This window comes from Rathayibacter iranicus NCPPB 2253 = VKM Ac-1602, assembly GCF_003149025.1.
GTDB classification, from domain to species: Bacteria; Actinomycetota; Actinomycetes; order Actinomycetales; family Microbacteriaceae; genus Rathayibacter; species Rathayibacter iranicus.
On sequence record NZ_QGDV01000006.1, the window covers coordinates 62,639 to 80,280 of the forward strand.

Consider the following 17,642-nt stretch of genomic DNA (forward strand, 5'->3'; position numbering starts at 1 on the left):
GGAGACCCTACGCGTTCCGCCGGCCGCGGCGGCGGCGGCGTTCGAGTGCGACAGCTCGTAGTTCTGCTATCGTCCTGAAAACCACGCCGGGGGCTCGTCGGACGGAAGGGAGGAGCCCGGCGACGATAGTTCGCACCGTCGGGCGTTCATTCATCCCCGCGTGCTCGACGCGGTGCGAAAGCGCCACGGCGAACATTCGCGCAGCGACGAGCGGCCGACCCGAGAGCGCCGTCCAGAGAATGGGCGGAAGCATACCAATACCCGCGGACACCCGAACTCTCCAGGCGAGCAGCAGATCCTCGTCAATCGGAGGGGTAGGACCGTCGATTCCCTCAATCCGGCTCGCTAGCAAGTCCCGCATGGCGACCGAAGCACCGGTCCGTACGGTGAGTTCTGGGAGACCACCTTTCGTTCGATCGAAGAACGGTCCCGCGTCTCCGATCGCCAGAAGGCTCTGAATGAGGTTTCTCTTCGACCACTCGTGCCTGTCCCTGTAGGCGTGGAGAAGACAAAGGATGAAGGCGCCGTCGTAGTCGGGAACCGTGATATCTACGCCGGCGCACTCCATGGCAGTCCGGCGCTCCCACAGCGCATCGAACGCGGTTGCAGGCGCGACGAGCAGACCGGGAAAGCTGTTGTGCAGATCGATGTCACATGGCCACTCGGGATTGATCAAAGTGACGGCATGGGCGCGCATCATTCTGGGCAGATCATCATCCGAGTCCCTTTCGACCCATCCTCTCTCGAGAAGCGCTTCCTTTACTACCTCGAAGTCGTCAGGCGAGACGAGCACATCGGCGTCGCTCGGAGAATACGGCGGCGTAAGTTCGTAGTGCAGATTCACCGGTCCCTTGATGGACAACACCCTTGCCCGCTTCGCCGCGCCGACCTCGTGCACGAGCACGTGCGCAAGCCGAGTTGCTACTGCGAGAGGAAGGACGTCGACTGGTCCCTCTGATACCATCAGAGGCTCCCCCCTTGCGACTGACGATCCGCAGGTAATGACGAATCGGAAGGATGATTATGTCTCGATTTGCGGTTGAACGCCACGGTCACGATGTATATGTCATGCCACTCGATGGACCGCACGCTCTGACACCTCGCATGTTCAATGAGACCGCCTTCGCGATCATCCAGGCTTTCAACCATACGGGTTCGGTGGAGGCGACCGTCGCGAAGCTGAGCGACGCATACAAGGTCCGTCCGGAGGACATCGACTCCGACGTGCGATCCGTACTGCGGGACGTTGCGAAACTTGGCGTTCTGTCGGCCATTCCGGACCTCTGACCGCTGTTGGCGCCGGTGGTCAGCCCGACATGTCTCGTCACCGCTGTACCCCGGATCCGAGCGCCAGGATCGCGTCAGAAAGCGCCGCGGTCGTCCGATGGTCAAGGAACAGCTCTGCCCGAGCCTGCCCCCGATGAGCGATGGCCCCCGACGCAGCTAGATCTGCGTGCGCAAATTGGAGCGCGTCGGCCAGCGCCTCAATGTCTCCGGCTTGCACGAAAACCGCGGCAGCAGTCGGGCCAAGAATCTCCGTCGGCCCTCCTCCCCCGGAGCTGATGATTAAGCGACCCCTCGCAATACCTTGAGCCATCACCTGACCGAACGGTTCAGGTCGCAGCGTCGGGATCACCACAGCATCAACGTCATCGAGAGCGCTCTGTACGTCGTCAAGGCGGCCCAGCAGGATGGCGGAAGGCCCGAGACGTGCCACTTGTGTGGCAATTCGCGCGAGATATGCAGGGTCTCCCAGAGTCGCATCGCCGGCGATTCGAAGTTCGAAATCGTCCTGAACGCCCCGACGCTGCAGCTCCTCATAGGCGTCCACCACAACATGAACGCCCTTCCAGTGCTCCAGTCGGCTTAGGGTGAGCACTCTAAAACGATGAGTAGAGCCTAAAGGTGCTCCATCGACGACCGTTCCGATTCCCGACACTGGGTAGGCGACTTTCACAGGGATCCGAGCAAGCGGCGCCGGAATCGATGCTCGAGTAGCCGCACTATTCGCGATGAAGCCGTCGAACGCCGCAAAAGTCCGGTACAGCATCAGCGCCCTCTTGGGGCCCGACGGTACCGAATCGACGGATAAAGTTTCGCGGAGATAGGCGATGTTGACAGCACCGCGCCACGGGCTAAGTCCCACTACATTTGCCGCCGTCAAACTATTGGCCACGACAATGTCCGGACGGAGGGCCTCGATCGCTCGCCGCACCTTCGGAGCAATCGCGATCTTCGAGAGATACGAGTCGGCGGCACCGAGTACGACAACGTGTATGCCGAGAGCCCGCGCCCGCCGTACGAGCTCACCGTCTTCGAGGACAAGCAGCTCCCGCTCGAAGGGCGCGGGTTGCTCGAGGTACCGAAGAAGACCGAGTTGGCCACCTCCGAGATGCCCGGAATGATCGACAAATAGGACTTTCACTGGACACTCTTTCTTTAGGAAATGAATGAAGTTTGCGGCGGCGTCTAGAGTCGAGCCGCCTTGAGCGCCTCGGTATAGGCCGGAAGGAGCGCCTCGAAGGAGAACATGCTGATAGCGCGATTGCGTGCACGACGGCCGTACTCGGCTCGAGTCTGCGGGTCTCTAAAGCGACTCAACCGCTCGTACAGCTCATCGGTCCGACCTGCGCGAAAGACGAGTCCCGCATCTCCAACTGCCCAGGGTAGCGGAGCAACATCAGAGACAATGATCGCGCGTCCTGCGAACATTGCATCCATGAGCTTAGCCGGAAGCTGGCCCCGCGCGAACGGTACTCTCCGGCTAGGGAGGGCGACAATATCTGCTGAACGAAGGAGGGCCATCCCATCAGAGAAAGAAGTCTGACCGATCCAGCTCTCCCAGTCCTTCGCATCGGTCGGGGGGTCGTCCGTGACGATCAGTCGGAATCCGGCCTCCGCATGGAGGCGTTCCACAACCTTTCTCAGCTCAGGGATGCCCTTGTGATCGCGATTGGTCCCAATGAAGGCAATCAGAGGCGCTGACGTCTCGTGCGCATTCCCCGTCACCCCGATCTCCCTTGCGTGAGGGATCATCACCCCTCCATGGGCCGCACGAAGCGTGGGATTACTGACGATCACTGAGCCAGCCTCTGCAAGGCGACGGCGAGCGGAGGTAGCCCGCATGAATGCTGGATACAACATCCACTTCACAGCAGCGCGAAAGGGAGAACCGATGGCGAGTGACGCGGAGAGATCCGGGTCATCAATGTCGACGATGACGGGCGCGGAGACAATGTCACTGATTCTTCGAGCGAGATCCATCGATTCGATGAGCGGCTTCACGCAGATGACGACGTCCGGTCGGAAGGTAATGATTTCGGCAAACGAATCCGCAGGTAGGACCGACTGCCCAAACTCCGATGAACGCAGGGGTGGCCAGATTTCCTCGCTGTCAGCGGCGATCGTCAAGACTTCCCACTTCGCCATCCGGCACAATTCCCAATGCACGTAAGTCCTTCCCAGTGAGTTGCTCAATCGAGACGGAGTTACCAACGCGACCCGCATCAGGATCTAGCTCGGGATACTGCTGTCCGCCGAGTCGACGTTTTCAGCGGAGAAGGTGACGGGGAATTATCGTCCCGTTGCTGTGTGCCAGCGGTCGTGGCGATTCCAAAAATGACAAGGGAGATGATCCACGTAAACATGTCGAAGCTGAACATTAGAACCGCTGAGTAGACGAGCGTAGCGCGGGCCACTCCGCTCCCGCGTACCCATCCGACTACCATGGTCAGAACGACGGCCGCGACTCCGACGAGGCCACTTACAACAAGAGAACGTACTATTTGATTGTCGAAGGATGTCAAGTCTTCACGAGAGCCGAAGATTCCATTAGTAAGGAATTGTAGGTAATCGTAGATTCCGCGGCCGAACGCGAGGCTTTCGGGAGAGGCCTGCCCGATGTAGTCCTGGACGCCGGTCGTAACGCTGAGTCGATGAGTGTAGGACGACTGTGTTTCCACCTCGGAGAATGTGTCCTCAGCGAAGTAGCCACCCTGGTATAACAGAACACCCACTGCTAGCGCTAAGCCCATGATCACGACGCGCGTTCCCGATTTTCGCGAGCGTAGGAACAAGTAAAGGCAAGCGACCACAGTTGCGAAGAAAGCACTGCGCGCTCCCGACAACCCGGAGATCACGACAGCGAGGAGAAAGACGACGCCCCACCACCTGCTCGAATTTAAGAAATAGTGCAGAGCGAGGATCGCCGTCACACCACAGATAAAGCCGAGAACGATGGGATGCCCGAGCGTCGACATCGAACGTCCAGGCAGAATCTCGAGAAGGCGGTTCGGCCGGTGGGAAATGTCGTCTATTTCTGTACCCCTCGGCCAAAGAGTCGAGACGACGCCCCCCTGTTCGAGAACCGAGACGACAAGATGAAAGGGCAACAGAACCGCGAGAGTCATCGCGAATGTGAACCAACCCGACTCACGCACGGCAGTGGCGCATACCAAGATTGCCAGGAATGCGAAAACGATGATGACCGTGTTGAATAGAGCAAGCTGAGGCGATCCACCTCGCAATCTCGAAAAAAGTTCCAATGAAAGCAAAATGAGAATGGGGAGAATGGTGAAGTCAATCCGAATTCGCACGCTGGCCTGCACGCACACAAGCAAGAGCACCAGGCTCGCTATTCCGAAGGTGATGACAACTACGTTATTAGGCGCAGCATATAGCGGTACGATCGAGATCAAGACGAGCACGTAAACGTTCGCCCTCTTCAAGACGGCCTCGCGCTTGCCGAAAATGATGTATAAAATGCCGCTAGCGGCGAGCGCGATCGCTATGAGATTCATGCAGGACCCTCGCAGTCGGTTGTCGAAAAGAAATTTGGAGAGACCTCAGCGCACCGCATCGAGATCCTCGTCCGTATCGATTGGGATGTTGATGAGCGAGCCAACTCGCTGAGCCCTACGAACTGCCTGAACAGCCAGGAACATGGATCCGACCAGCGTGCCGAACTCGGTCACTCCGAGGCTCATTGTCACACCCGCGGGCCCCAAGGCCGGAAGAGTCACCAACAAGGACAGAACTCCGATACCGAGGCCGCAGACATTCGCGATGAGCACAGAAGTGTTCTTGTTGAGCGGAATAAGTACATAGCGTACAAATGGTGTCGCCGTGCACACCGATAGGAACGCGAGCGCAAGACCGATCATGGGCGCTAGCCCTGATCGAAGTTCATTACCGAAGAGAATTGAGGTTGCGAGGTCACCGAGCACCACCAGACCTCCCGCTCCAAGCAGGCCGAGAACCACATGAGCGAGGAGGCTCGCGCGGAATCGTCGATCGAACATCCCTTTGCTCGACCCTACTACCCAGCTCTGTAGACCATTCGCGAGGGCGGCCACCACAAAAAGAGAATAGCGATACAATTTATCGGCGGAGGTCACCGATGCGACCGCAGTTGCGCCGAATAGTCCGGTTGCAAGGGGCACGGGCGCGGATGTGTAAACCGACCCGAAAGATGTGACGAGCGTGGGGACAACGTTCGATGCGATGCTCTGGCCGGCCGAACGCCATCCCACCCACCGAGGAAAGGCACGGCCGACAAGGTGTCGGTTGAGCAGGACGAGACCGATGAGAGTCGTAAGGAGAAGGATCACCGGATAGGGAATTGCATTTCGAAGGAGCAAGATCGTCGGCACTGCAGCGAGGATTCCGGCGACTCGAGGAAGGACCTCGTATGTTGCGACGAGACGAGGCGATCCGACGCCGATCGCATACCAGGCGCCGCTCATACCGACGAGAAGGGTGGAGAGACACATCAGCGAGCCCAGTTCGAGGTGCTGACCACCCGAGAGAAGAGCCGTCACCGCACAACCCGCCAAGGCGCTGGGCACGAGGATCACAATCCGCGACCAGAAGCTGGACGAATAGATAGCGACCTGTTCCTCGGATGATCGGGCGAGTGTTATTTGAGAAGGTCCCACAATGTTCCAGCCAAAGTACACCAGAGTCCCGCAGAAGGCCCCAACGGACTGACCGACTGCGATGACCGTCCATTCGGATTGTGTGGAGAGCCTCGCGACGATCGGCAACAGCAAGAACGGTGAGAGCGCCGAGATGAGCGGAAGGATTGTAAATCCTGAAAGCCGGCGGATAAGCGCGTTTGATTCGGTCCGGTCTTTGCGCGTTCGACGGCCCGTCATTGGACGCTCGTCTCGGTCGTCGCCGAGGATACAGCTTCGACCAGCGCGGCACGGAACTCTCTCGCAGCCGCTTCAATAGTCCTAGCCGCGAGCACTGGGTAGCCTGCATCCACCATGCTCTGCGCCCGCTCGGGATCGCCGAGCAGATCAAGTGCGGCTGCGGAGAGCGCCTCCGCCGAGCCAACAGGAGCAAAAATAAAGATGTTACGCGCATAAGACCGCACGCCGCCGATGTCCGTCGACACGACCGACGCGCCCGACAGCAACGCCTCAGCGGGTGGAAGACCGAATCCCTCATAGTCGCTCGTGCAGATAAAGACCCGTGCATCTTGGTAGAGCCGCTGAAGCTCGGCTTGGGCCGGGTTTCGGCGGTAGACAACATGTGGGGGGAGGTCGGACGGCCTCTCAGAGACGCCGAATGCGGCGCATACGATGGAGGGGTCAGTGGTGTGCAACCGTTCGAAGATTGCTCGGACAAGGTCCGGACGTTTGTAGGGAGTCGTCGACAGGAGGCAAAGGACGAGCCGAGGCCGTTCGGCGATCGGAGCGCCGCGTGGGAAACGTTCGGCAGCGAAACCGTTGTGTACCAAAGTGGTTTTCACGCCCAAATCGTCTCCGATCGACGACAGCCAGTCGGAGATGACAATTTTCTTCAGCGGCAGCCTCCAGGTCTGCTCGACCCACTCCTTCGGCGCAGCCCAATCCTCAAAGTGTTGAATGAAGTAGACACCGGGTGCACTCGCTCGACGAGCAAGTCTCTCGACGGTCGGCGCAGTGTCGACCGCGGTTGCGATCACCAAATCCGTTCTCAAGCGGTGCGGCGCTCGCAGGTGAAAGCGCAGGCGCACGCGCGAGTCAATCTCCATCCAGGGGATCGGCGCTCTCCCGACGAGCCGACGTGCCCATGGCTCCACGGTCGCTCGGATGGCCCGAAGCCAGAACAGACTCGGTAACGACTTACCAGGGACGGACGCGAGTAGCCCCGCGCAGTGATGAATCGTGACCTCGTCTCCGCCTCGCGCGAGTTCGTTGGCGTACTCGTAGATGACCTTGTATCCGCCCTTCGGGCGTCTTGCCCATCCCGTCAGCACGAAATCCAGGCGCACGTCGGCACTTCCTTCGTTCTTATCCTCATCAGTGGACACGGGACTGGGCGGCGCGTACTTCTCCGGGACCTGCGCGGTGAGCGAAGGCAGGAAGTGAAGTCATCCCAACTCCGGACGAAGGAACGGGCACCGTTCGCAGCCACCGCCGTGACGGAGTTAGACCACTTCGACGAGGCACGCCGAACCGTTCCGGCACGCCGACAATATCCCATCCGACCGCCAGGGACCTCTCGAAAGGGGAAATGACGCCGAATCGCGCCACAGTGAACAAGCTTCATTCTCGGATCATTGCTTCGCGGCGGCGGAGGGCACGTGATTCTGTCGCAGAATTGTCCGTTGTTAGGAGCGGGTCACGCGACCTGGTCAGCGCGTCGATGTCCTCAACGGGTTCCGCGCCACCAGGTATCGTCTCGTGCCAGCGGTCTGCCGTCAACAGCTCTCCCATCGGCGTAGCCTTTTAGGCCTCCGCGTCCAAGCACGCCATTTTGTCGCCGCTCACCGCGCGGAAGCGATCCGAACTACGCCAAGTTCGGGCAGGGCTCAAGAACAGCGATCGACGACGGTGCCTTTAGCACCTTTGTCGCCCGCGGACATGTGTCCGCCGACGACGAGCCGAGCCGCTGTCGATATCGCGCCAAGGCCGACGCTCTCCGGTGATTCGTAGCATCCTCACTTCAAACGACACCTTTCCACCACTTTTACACAGAAGGAGTCTCCTGTGGAGAACCTCCCCCACCTCCGCTCCCCGATCTCTCGCAGAACGCTCGTCCGTGGCGCGCTCACGGGTGCCGCCGCGGTCGCAGCGACCTCCGCGGTGACCGGTGGCGGCTCCCCCGCTAGCGCCGCTGCCCTGCCGTCGGTCACGATGACTTTCAACGACGCCACGCCGATGTGCTGGGTCAACGATGTCGCCACGCCGTACGAACCGTGGATTTCGACATCCGATCCGAACATCCTCGGTGGAGGGACCGGCCTCAAGGTCTTCCGATCCAGCGCGAACATCCTTCGCGACAGCGCCACCTTCACCAACTCCCTCACCCCGACTACCCGCAGTTGGCAGAGCCATTCGAGCAGTACCAAGCGCGTGATCTCCATCAGTGGCGATGGCTCAGCTATCACCTTCGGAATGAAGGCCGTGACCAAGGACCCGGGAGGCTACGGCGGTTTCAGGAGCGTGGAGACGATCGACGGAAGGGTCGACGTCACCGCTACCATCGGTATGTCCAACGTGGCGGCAGGAGAGGTGTACGAGGCATTCTTCGCGTGGTTTGACCCCACGAACGGCTCCTTCTCAGACCCGTGTACGGTCTACCGCACGAAGGACGAGGAAGCCTCTACACGGATCAGTATGCGCATGAACAAGCCTGGTGGTCCGAGGCGCCTGGTCATCGGCATTTACCCGAATCACAGAGAAGTCTCCCTCGACTCTGAGCCGTATCTGTCGGTTGCCAACCTCATGGTCACCAGGGCCGAGCAATTACCTAACCCTCGGTTTGTCGACGATGGGACAGGCTCGCCGACTGGATGGACGGTCCACGACCCGAACGCCTCTGCTCACGTGACCAAGTTCGACTCGACTTCTTTTACGGTCGCATCGAAACGCAGCACAACTGTCCCCACCTCCTTCGGCGGGCTACGCGGGACGTCGCCCTTCGACCCTCAGTCGGCTGTCCTCGTGCAGGCGCGCGTCGCGCTGAACGGAGTGCCCGCCTCCAGCGACGCGACCATCATGGCCGGGTGGTGGGATGCCGGAACGAACACCATCAGCGTTAAGACCCCTCTGTTCGCAGCGTCCGCAGTAAGGACGAAGCCGCAGTCATCAAACATCGACACCCCCTCCGAGTGGCCGTGCGCCGCAACTCTTCCTGCCCCCGAAGGGCAGAGGACGCTGGTCCTTTTCGTGGAGTCCCGCGACCAGTCCGCGCTGCCCGACGCGACCGTTGAGATGCGGGTCAAGGACCTGACAATGACTGCCTCACCGATGTCCGGGTGGGAGAGTAACTACCAGGGCCCGTATACGAAGACATCGTGGAGTCGCACGGCGCCCTCACTACGGTGCCCAGACGGCCAGTACACCTTCTTCGCCAAAGTGCGCAAGAACGTCGGCACGTCTTCTGACGATCAGAACGAGTGGATCACCGCCGAGGTGGACGCCGTCGGTGGAAACGGGATTGATCTCTCGAAGGCACTCGAGGGCAGTTGGAGAGTGTGGCAAGTCACGGCTATTCCTTCGAGCGATAAGGCAGAGGTCGCGAAGCAGATTCGCGGGCTCGGGACGCCCGCGCTCACGAACGTGCCCAACGACAACCCCGTCGGTGCGCTCCGGACTGCACGCCACGTCATGGTCAACACGTTCTCCCAGGTCGGCTCCGCGCAGCCCAGCTCCATCCGGACGGCTCTCGACCGGAACTTCACGAACTTCACACTGGTTCAGGGCGATGTCGCACCTCGGGACAATGCCGTCGACCAGCGGCGGGCCGAGATCAGAGCGGACCTGCCACTGGGTCCCTACTCCACCCCGATCTGGACATCGTTCTCAATCCGGCTCAACAAGCAGATGCAGAGGGGTTTCTGCATCACCGGCCAATGGCACTGCGTTGGCGACAAGGGCGATAGCTCGCACTATTCGCCTGACCTGAGCCTCGTCCTCGCGAAGCACCCGACAGGCACGTGGGCGCAGGTCACGGCCCGGAGTGACGGAGGGTTTGCGGACTACTCATCGAATTCGAAGCCGCCGACGCTGATCGAGAACAATATCGGCGCCCCCACGCCGCTGGAGACGGGTTCCTGGTACAACGTCGTCATTTCCTCGACCTTCTCGAGATCAGGTGGTGGCTCCGTCCGCTGGTGGCTGAACGGCGTCGAGATCTCTGATCCGAACGCCCAGATTCCGGTCGGCTACTCCCGGACCGAGGGTCTCGGCTTTATGTACGGCGCCTACACATCCGGCACGAACGGGGACGTTGCAGACCCTGAGACGAACAAGGTGGATCTCGACTTCGCGAATGTCGAGTTCGGGACGGGTGACCTGTCGGCCAGGATCACCCGTCCACGGCCCGTCCCCGTCGCGTGACGGGCTCCCTCGGCAGGGACGCGGGGCTTCACCGATCTCTTTCGCAAGGACGATGGAGGTGACCGGGTCAGCCTCGCCGATCGCTCCGCTGGGTACCGACACGGAAGCCGCTGTCGGGTTCGTCGCTCCGACGGTGAAACCCGTCTGTGAGGCAGACACGGAGAGGCCGAGCGCTTGCGTCTTGGCGTCGACCGGAGTTAGCACGACGGAGGACACCGAGTCGTAGGCGCGCCCGAGGGGCACGCTGGCGACCGGTCCGCTCCGAGTTGCTACCACAAGCGAAGCTGCCGCGAACTTTGGTGAGGCCGGCGCCCGTAGCGACGGGCGCCGGCCTCACCGCCGGAAGCGGCGACGCTCGGCTCAGGCGCGGCATCGTCAACCACGGTCGCAGCACCTTGCCGATTCGGGGCGCACGAGACTTCGCACGATTCGCAGCCGGGATCGAAGAGTTCGTTGGGCACGAGAGTGCGGCGGCCATTCTGACCTCGCAGCGGCCTCGGAGGTGTCGTTCAGCGCCACTTCATCTGACGCACTCCAGGTTCCGGCTGCGAGCGTGGCTCCAACCTCTGCAAGGAATCCCCAACGCGACGCAGTTGGGCACGAATTGTTCTGAGAGCCCGTCACTGACTCCGTGGTAGTCCTTGTCGCTCGCGACTCGGAGTTCCTGTCGCGAAGCGCCGCGCCGTTCAGCGCACCGCGACCGTCGCCCGGTCCCGGCCCACGAGATCACGCTGGGTCGTCGCACCGCGCCAGCCGTCGGACGTCAGCAGCTCACGCATCGAGGCGCCCTGTAGCTCGCCGTGCTCGATGATGAGCACTCCCCCGGACCGCAGCAACCGCCTCGCGGTTGTCGAGAGCGCACGGACGACGTCGAGCCCGTCCTCACCGCCGTAAAGGGCCGCGGGCGGATCGTAGAAACGCACTTCCGGGTCGCGCGGAATCGCGGCGGCGGGAATGTAGGGCGGGTTCGACACGACCACGGAGACGGTGCCGTCGAGCTCAGGCAGCGCGCGAGCGAGGTCGTCGAAGACGATGCGCGCGTTCTGAAGACCAAGGCGGTCGCGATTTCCCCGCGCCCAGATAAATGCTTCGGGTGAGTTCTCGACGCCAATTACCGACGCATGCGGGACCTCGTGCGCAAGCGCCAGGGCGAGCGCCCCGCTGCCGGTGCCGAGGTCGACTGCGACGGGTGCCGGATCGGCGACGGCCCGCAGAGCGTCGATGGCGATCTGCGCGACGCCCTCGGTCTCGGGGCGCGGCACGAAGACCCCGGGCCCAACAGCGAGTTCGAGCGTGCGGAACGGCGCGATTCCGGTGATGTGTTGCAGCGGCTCGCGCGCGGCCCGACGCTCGACGGCCTGGTCGAAGGCGTCCCGTACCTCCTCCTGCACCGTAAGGCCGGCAATGAGGCGGGCCTGCAGCTCACCGCGGCCGAGCCCGAGCAGGTGCCCGAGGAGCAGCTCCGCATCGACCTCCGGAGACGGTACGCGAGACGCCCTCAGCCGGTCGGCAGCCTCGGCGAGCACGGCGCAGGCGTCGCCGCTCACGACTCCTCTGAGCCGATGTCGGCCAGGCGCGCCTCTTCATCGGCCTGGATAGCGCTCTCGACGACCGGATCGAGCGCCCCATTCATCACGCCGTCCAAATTGTAGGCCTTATAGCCGGTGCGATGATCGGCGATCCGGTTCTCGGGGAAGTTGTAGGTGCGAATCCGCTCGGAGCGGTCCATCGTGCGGATCTGCGTCTTGCGCGCGTCGGAGGCGGCCGCCGCGATCTCCTCCTGCTGACGGGCGAGAATCCGGGCGCGCAGGACGCGCATGCCCGCCTCGCGGTTCTGCAGCTGGCTCTTCTCGTTCTGCATTGAGACGACGATCCCGGTCGGGAGATGGGTGATCCGCACTGCGGAGTCGGTCGTATTGACCGACTGTCCACCGGGTCCGGAGGAGCGATAGACGTCGATCTTGAGGTCATTCTGGTTAATTGCGACCTCCTCGGGCGCGTCCACCTCGGGGAACACCAGGACGCCGGTGGTCGACGTGTGGATCCGGCCCTGCGACTCCGTGACGGGGACGCGCTGCACGCGGTGCACGCCACCCTCGTACTTCAGGTGCGCCCAGACGCCCTGCGACGGGTCGGTGGCGGTGCTCTTGATCGCGACCTGCACGTTCTTATAACCGCCGAGGTCGGACTCGTCGCGGTCGAGGATCTCGGTCTTCCAGCCCTTCGCCTCGGCGTAGTGGAGGTACATCCGGAGCAGGTCAGCCGCGAACAGTGCGCTCTCGGCTCCGCCCTCGCCGCCCTTGATCTCCATGATCACGTCGCGGCCGTCGTCGGGGTCGCGCGGGATAAGCAGCCGACGCAGCTTCTCCTGCGCCACGCGCAGCGACTCCTCCAGCTCGGGGACCTCCTCAGCGAATGCGGCGTCCTCGCGGGCAAGCTCTCGTGCGGCCTCGAGGTCTTCGCCGGCTTGGATCCATGCAGAGTGCGCCGACTTGATCTGGCTCAGCTCGGCATACCGACGGTTCACCTTCTTAGCGCGGGCGGCATCGGCGTGCAGAGCCGGATCGGAGAGCTGCGTCTGCAGATCCTCGTGCTCGGCGAAAAGGACGCTGACGGATTCGAACATGAGGTGGCCTGGCTTCCGGAGTAATGACACGGGCACGGTGGCCCCGGGACGCGAAAACGTCCGCGGCCACCCCTGCTCAAGGGGCGACCGCGGACGTCGGGGCGCTAGTGGTGGCCGTTGGTGTGACCGGCCGTGGTGGGGCCGACGGCCGACTTCGAGACCTGCATCAGGAACTCGACGTTCGAGGTCGTCTCCTTCAAGCGCGACAGGATGATCTCGAGCGCCTGCTGCTGGTCGAGCCCGGCGAGGGCGCGACGCAGCTTCCAGGTGATCTTGACCTCGTCCGCGCTGAGCAGCATCTCCTCCCGACGAGTACCCGAGGCGTTCACATCGACCGCGGGGAAAATGCGCTTGTCGGCGAGGTGACGCGACAGACGCAACTCCATATTGCCGGTGCCCTTGAACTCCTCGAAGATCACCTCGTCCATCTTCGAACCGGTCTCGATGAGCGCCGTGGCGAGGATGGTGAGGGAGCCGCCATTCTCGATGTTGCGCGCGGCGCCGAAGAACTTCTTGGGCGGGTAGAGCGCCGAGGCGTCCACGCCGCCCGAGAGCACGCGGCCCGAGGCGGGCGCGGTCACGTTGTAGGCGCGACCCAGGCGAGTGATGGAGTCGAGAAGCACGACCACGTCGTGGCCCAGCTCGACCAGGCGCTTGGCGCGCTCGATGGCGAGTTCGGCGACGGTGGTGTGGTCCTCGGCCGGGCGGTCGAAGGTGGAGGCGACGACCTCGCCGCGCACGGTGCGCTGCATGTCGGTGACCTCCTCCGGACGCTCGTCGACCAGGACGACCATGAGGTGCACCTCGGGGTTGTTCTGGACGATCGCGTTGGCGATCTGCTGCAGGACGATCGTCTTGCCGGCCTTGGGCGGAGCGACGATCAGGCCGCGCTGGCCCTTCCCGATCGGGGCGACCAGGTCGATGATCCGCTGGGTCAACTTGCCCGGCTCCGTCTCGAGGCGCAGGCGCTCGGTCGGGTAGAGCGGAGTGAGGTTCTGGAACTCCACGCGCGTTGCCGCCTCGTCGACGCTCTGGCCGTTGATCGAGTCGACCCGGACGATCGCGTTGTACTTCTGGCGTCCCCCGCCTTCGCTCTCGCGGGGCTGGCGGATGGCGCCGACAACCGCGTCCCCCTTACGCAGGTTGTACTTCTTGACCTGGCCGAGCGAGACGTAGACGTCGCTGACGCCGGGCAAGTAACCGGTGGTGCGCACGAAGGCGTAGTTGTCGAGGACATCGAGGATGCCGGCAGCCGGAATGAGGACGTCATCCTCGCTGATTTCGGGCTCGATGTCATCGCCGACAGCTCCGCCGCGGCGCTTGCGGTCGCGGTAACGGCTGCGACGGCCGTCCTCGCCCTCGGCCTGCTGAGCATTCTGCTGAGGCCCAGATCCGCCCTGCTGCGGGGTCTGCTGGCCCTCGGCCTGTGCGGTCCGCGAGCCCTGGCCGTTCTGCGGCTGGTTCTGCGCGGCGCCGTTCTGGGGAGCGTCGTTCTGGCGATCGTCCCCGCGGTTGCGGTTACGGTTGCGGCGATTGCGACCGCGGCCGGTGCCCTGCTGGTCGCCGCCCTGCTGCTCCTGCTGCTCGGAGGTATCGGCCTCGGGCTCGGACTCGGCCGGTGAAGACTCGCCGTCACCGTTCTGCTCGGCACTGCCGCCGCGGCTGCGTCGGCGTCCGCGGCGCTCGCGCTGGCCGCCGTCGCGAGACGAGTCGTCGGACTCGGGCCCGTTTGGCAACTCGATCTCGATGACCGGCTTCGCGGCCGGCTCAGCGTCACGGTCCTGCTCGATGACGGGGAGGTCGGGGATCAGCGACTCGACGCCAGACCCTCCGGGAACGTTGAGGTGCTCACCGGCGGCGACGGTGCCGCTGGAGGCGCGACGCGAACTGCGGCGGCGCGGGGTGCGCTCCGCGGGCTCACCGACAAGCTCGGCGGCCGCGGGGAGTTCGAGTTCGACCGGAGCCGACTCAGCGACCGATGCAGCCGTCTCCTCGACGGTCGGCGCGGCCTGCTCGAGGACGTCGGCAGTCTCGGCCTCCGTGCTCTCGACGGACGTCGGCAGATCGGCCGGCGCCTCGGGCTCGGGAGTCGCCTGCTCGGCCATGTCGGCCGGCTCGGCCTCGACAGTCGTGGCATCGATCTCTGGAGCGACGCTGCCGGCGTCAGGCTCCACAGCGCTGCTCGTCGTCTCGGTCTCCGAAGCGACGGCGTCGGGCTTGGCCGCCGCTTCGGCCGCCGTCCAGGCCCGGAGGTCCGAAATGGCTTGCACAAGTTCGCCCTTGCGGAGCTTGGAGGCACCGCCGAGGCCGAGTCGCGTCGCGAGCGTCTGAAGCTCGGCGACGCGGAGGACCGAAAGATCGGCCGTGAGATCCACGGTCGAGCCGTGGGTGTTGACATCTGTCACTGGAGAGGGTTCCTTCCCCCCGGGAACGACTGCTCACCGGGAGAGCACATCGACCGTGCGGTGCCATCGCGTGTTCTGATCCACGCGATGCTCTCGGCCACCGAGGCCGACTGCCGAAGAAAGCGCAGAGAAGGCCCGGAAACCAGGCGCCGGTCTGCAAGAAGTGCAGGGGCACCCTTCGCACGATGTGATGGCCGTGGTTGTCGGGACGATCCGTCGGACAGAGTCCGCTCGTTACGCGGTTCCTCGGGATGCGGTCCCCACTGTAGCACCCTTGAAGTCAACGGCCAGCATGTGCGCCCGCCACGGTGTCGGCGCCTCCTTCTCGACCAGATCGGCTGCAGCGAGGCGCTGGGCAGGGTCGCTGCACAGCACCAGGACGCTCGGTCCGGCCCCCGACACGACAGCCGCGTAGCCGTGCGAGCGCAACAGCGCGATCAGCACGGAGGTCTCCGGCATCGCCGCCGCACGGTAGTTCTGGTGCAGCTTGTCCTCGGTCGCTGCGAACAGCAGCTCGGGGCTCTGGATGAGGGCGGCGATCAGGAGCGAGGAGCGCGAGACGTTGAAGACCGCATCCTCGTGCGGGACGCTCTGCGGCTGAAGCGAGCGGGCGAGCCGCGTCGACATCGTGTGTTCAGGGACGAACACCACGGGCGATACTCCGCGGTGCACCATCAGCTTTTTGGAGCGCGGACGCAGCGGAGCGTCGTCGGTGCCACCGACATCCGGCTCCACCCAGGCGATAGTGAGTCCGCCGAAGAGAGCGGGGGCCACGTTATCGGGGTGGCCCTCCATCTCGGTGGCGATGCGGAGGAGGTCATCGGAGTCGAGCTCGACGATCCCCTCGAGCAGCCCTTTCGCCGCCATGATCCCTGAAACGATCGCCGCCCCAGAGGAGCCCATCCCGCGGCCGTGCGGAATGATGTTGCGTGCGATCACCTCGATGCCCGGCATCTCCTGGCGCTGGTCGGCGAAGGTGTAGGCGATGGCCTGCACGACGAGGTTCGTCTCGTCGGTCGCCACCTCCCCCTCCCCCACCCCGTGGACGGTGACCCGGGCACCCGTAGCCGAGACTGCCGTCACGTCGAGTTCGTCGTAGAACGAGAGCGCGAGGCCGAGCGTGTCGAAACCCGGACCGAGGTTCGCCGAGGTGGCGGGGACCTTGACGTGGACGGTGCGGCCGACGGGAACCGCCGAGGTCATGCGCCGGCCAGCCCCAACACGCCCGCGATGGCGGCGGTGTCGACGGGGACGACGGTGGGAGTGATGTCGGCGCCGTCAGCAGTGCGCAGTGCCCACTGCGGGTCCTTGAGTCCGTGACCCGTGACCGTGAGCACGACGGTGGCGTCCCTCGGGATCGCCCCCGCCTCGGCGCGCTCGAGCAGCCCGGCGACACTGATTGCGGACGCCGGCTCGACGAAGACGCCGACCTCGCCCGCAAGGATGCGGTATGCCTCGAGGATCTTCTCATCGCTGATCGCGCCAAAATAGCCGTCGCTGACGCTGCGCGCGTTCAGCGCGAGTTCCCACGAGGCGGGGTTGCCGATGCGGATGGCGCTGGCAATCGTCTCAGGGTGGCGTACGGGCGCGCCGTGCACGATCGGAGCGGAGCCCTCGGCCTGGAAGCCGAACATGCGCGGGAGACGGGTCGACCCACCACGCTCCAACTCCTCCGAGTAGCCGCGGAAGTAAGCGGTGTAGTTGCCCGCGTTGCCGACGGGCACGATGTGAAAGTCGGGAGCGTCGCCGAGGACCTCGACGATTTCGAACGCCGCGGTCTTCTGGCCGGCGATGCGATCGGGGTTCACCGAGTTGACGAGGTGTACCGGGTAGTTCTTCGCAAGGTCGCGGGCGATGTCGAGGCAGTCGTCGAAGTTGCCTTGCACCTGGAGGAGCTGCGCGTTGTGCGCGATCGCTTGGCTGAGCTTGCCGAGGGCGATCTTGCCCTCGGGCACGAGCACAGCAGCGGTAATGCCGGCGTGGGTGGCATAGGCGGCGGCCGACGCCGAGGTGTTGCCGGTCGAGGCGCAGATGACGGCCTTCGCGCCGTGCTCAACGGCCTTCGAGATCGCCATGGTCATGCCGCGGTCTTTGAAGGAGCCGGTCGGGTTCATCCCCTCGTACTTGACCCATACCTTCGCGCCCGTGCGTGCCGAGAGGGCCGCGGCGGGGATGAGCGGCGTGCCGCCCTCGCCGAGAGTGATGACCGGAGTCGCCTCGGTGACATCGAGGCGGTCCGCGTACTCGTGCAGGACTCCGCGCCACTGCTTGGCCATC

13 protein-coding genes are annotated in these 17,642 nt (G+C 63.7%); 2 read left to right on the forward strand and 11 right to left on the reverse strand.

The features are described from left to right. Positions 1-7 precede the first annotated feature (7 nt). Entirely contained in the window at positions 8-904 is an 897-nt protein-coding gene (locus tag B0H03_RS08390; RefSeq protein WP_160487289.1) for a nucleotidyltransferase family protein, read from the reverse strand. A 200-nt stretch (positions 905-1,104) separates the two neighbouring features. Here B0H03_RS08390 and B0H03_RS08395 point away from each other — a divergent pair, with 200 nt between their 5' ends. Further along, on the forward strand, positions 1,105-1,287 hold the full coding sequence (locus tag B0H03_RS08395; protein WP_160487290.1) for a PqqD family protein: 183 nt from the start codon (positions 1,105-1,107) through the stop codon (positions 1,285-1,287). Positions 1,288-1,324: 37 nt separating this feature from the next. On the opposite strand, the gene B0H03_RS08400 is transcribed toward B0H03_RS08395, so the two are convergent. From B0H03_RS08400 to B0H03_RS08420, 5 genes are all read right to left on the reverse strand, one after another. Beyond that, positions 1,325-2,425 (reverse strand): glycosyltransferase family 4 protein, encoded by a 1,101-nt coding sequence (locus tag B0H03_RS08400; protein WP_127843927.1) that lies wholly within the window; start codon positions 2,423-2,425, stop codon positions 1,325-1,327. 44 nt (positions 2,426-2,469) lie between these two features. Next, entirely contained in the window at positions 2,470-3,429 is a 960-nt protein-coding gene (locus tag B0H03_RS08405) for a glycosyltransferase family 4 protein (protein ID WP_160487291.1), read from the reverse strand. A gap of 77 nt (positions 3,430-3,506) precedes the next feature. Next, entirely contained in the window at positions 3,507-4,799 is a 1,293-nt protein-coding gene (locus B0H03_RS08410) for an O-antigen ligase family protein (RefSeq protein WP_104264360.1), read from the reverse strand. A 45-nt stretch (positions 4,800-4,844) separates the two neighbouring features. Continuing rightward, positions 4,845-6,155: a lipopolysaccharide biosynthesis protein gene (locus B0H03_RS08415; protein ID WP_104264359.1), complete on the reverse strand. Its 1,311-nt coding sequence runs from the start codon at positions 6,153-6,155 to the stop codon at positions 4,845-4,847. Then, positions 6,152-7,261, reverse strand: a complete 1,110-nt coding sequence (locus B0H03_RS08420; protein ID WP_104264358.1) for a glycosyltransferase family 4 protein — start codon at positions 7,259-7,261, stop codon at positions 6,152-6,154. The genes B0H03_RS08415 and B0H03_RS08420 overlap by 4 nt, the downstream gene beginning before the upstream one ends. Positions 7,262-7,979: 718 nt before the next feature. Here B0H03_RS08420 and B0H03_RS08425 point away from each other — a divergent pair. Further along, positions 7,980-10,334, forward strand: coding sequence for a heparin lyase I family protein (locus tag B0H03_RS08425; RefSeq protein ID WP_104264357.1), 2,355 nt, complete (start codon positions 7,980-7,982; stop codon positions 10,332-10,334). Positions 10,335-11,020: 686 nt separating this feature from the next. On the opposite strand, the gene prmC is transcribed toward B0H03_RS08425, so the two are convergent. The 5 genes from prmC to thrC form a co-directional block, all read right to left on the reverse strand. Further along, entirely contained in the window at positions 11,021-11,881 is an 861-nt protein-coding gene (prmC, locus tag B0H03_RS08430) for a peptide chain release factor N(5)-glutamine methyltransferase (protein ID WP_104264356.1), read from the reverse strand. Continuing rightward, positions 11,878-12,960: a peptide chain release factor 1 gene (gene prfA, locus B0H03_RS08435; protein ID WP_104264355.1), complete on the reverse strand. Its 1,083-nt coding sequence runs from the start codon at positions 12,958-12,960 to the stop codon at positions 11,878-11,880. The genes prmC and prfA overlap by 4 nt, the downstream gene beginning before the upstream one ends. 104 nt (positions 12,961-13,064) lie before the next feature. Continuing rightward, complete coding sequence (gene rho / locus B0H03_RS08440; protein ID WP_104264354.1) at positions 13,065-15,365, reverse strand: transcription termination factor Rho; 2,301 nt, start codon at positions 15,363-15,365, stop codon at positions 13,065-13,067. Positions 15,366-15,599: 234 nt separating this feature from the next. Further along, positions 15,600-16,568 carry a homoserine kinase gene (thrB, locus tag B0H03_RS08445; RefSeq protein WP_104264353.1) on the reverse strand — a complete coding sequence of 323 codons (969 nt, stop codon included), beginning with the start codon at positions 16,566-16,568 and terminating at the stop codon, positions 15,600-15,602. Continuing rightward, the gene (gene thrC, locus B0H03_RS08450; RefSeq protein ID WP_104264352.1) at positions 16,565-17,641 is read right to left on the reverse strand and encodes a threonine synthase; all 1,077 of its coding nucleotides are present in this window, start codon (positions 17,639-17,641) and stop codon (positions 16,565-16,567) included. The genes thrB and thrC overlap by 4 nt, the downstream gene beginning before the upstream one ends. Between the last annotated feature and the right edge of the window lies 1 nt (position 17,642).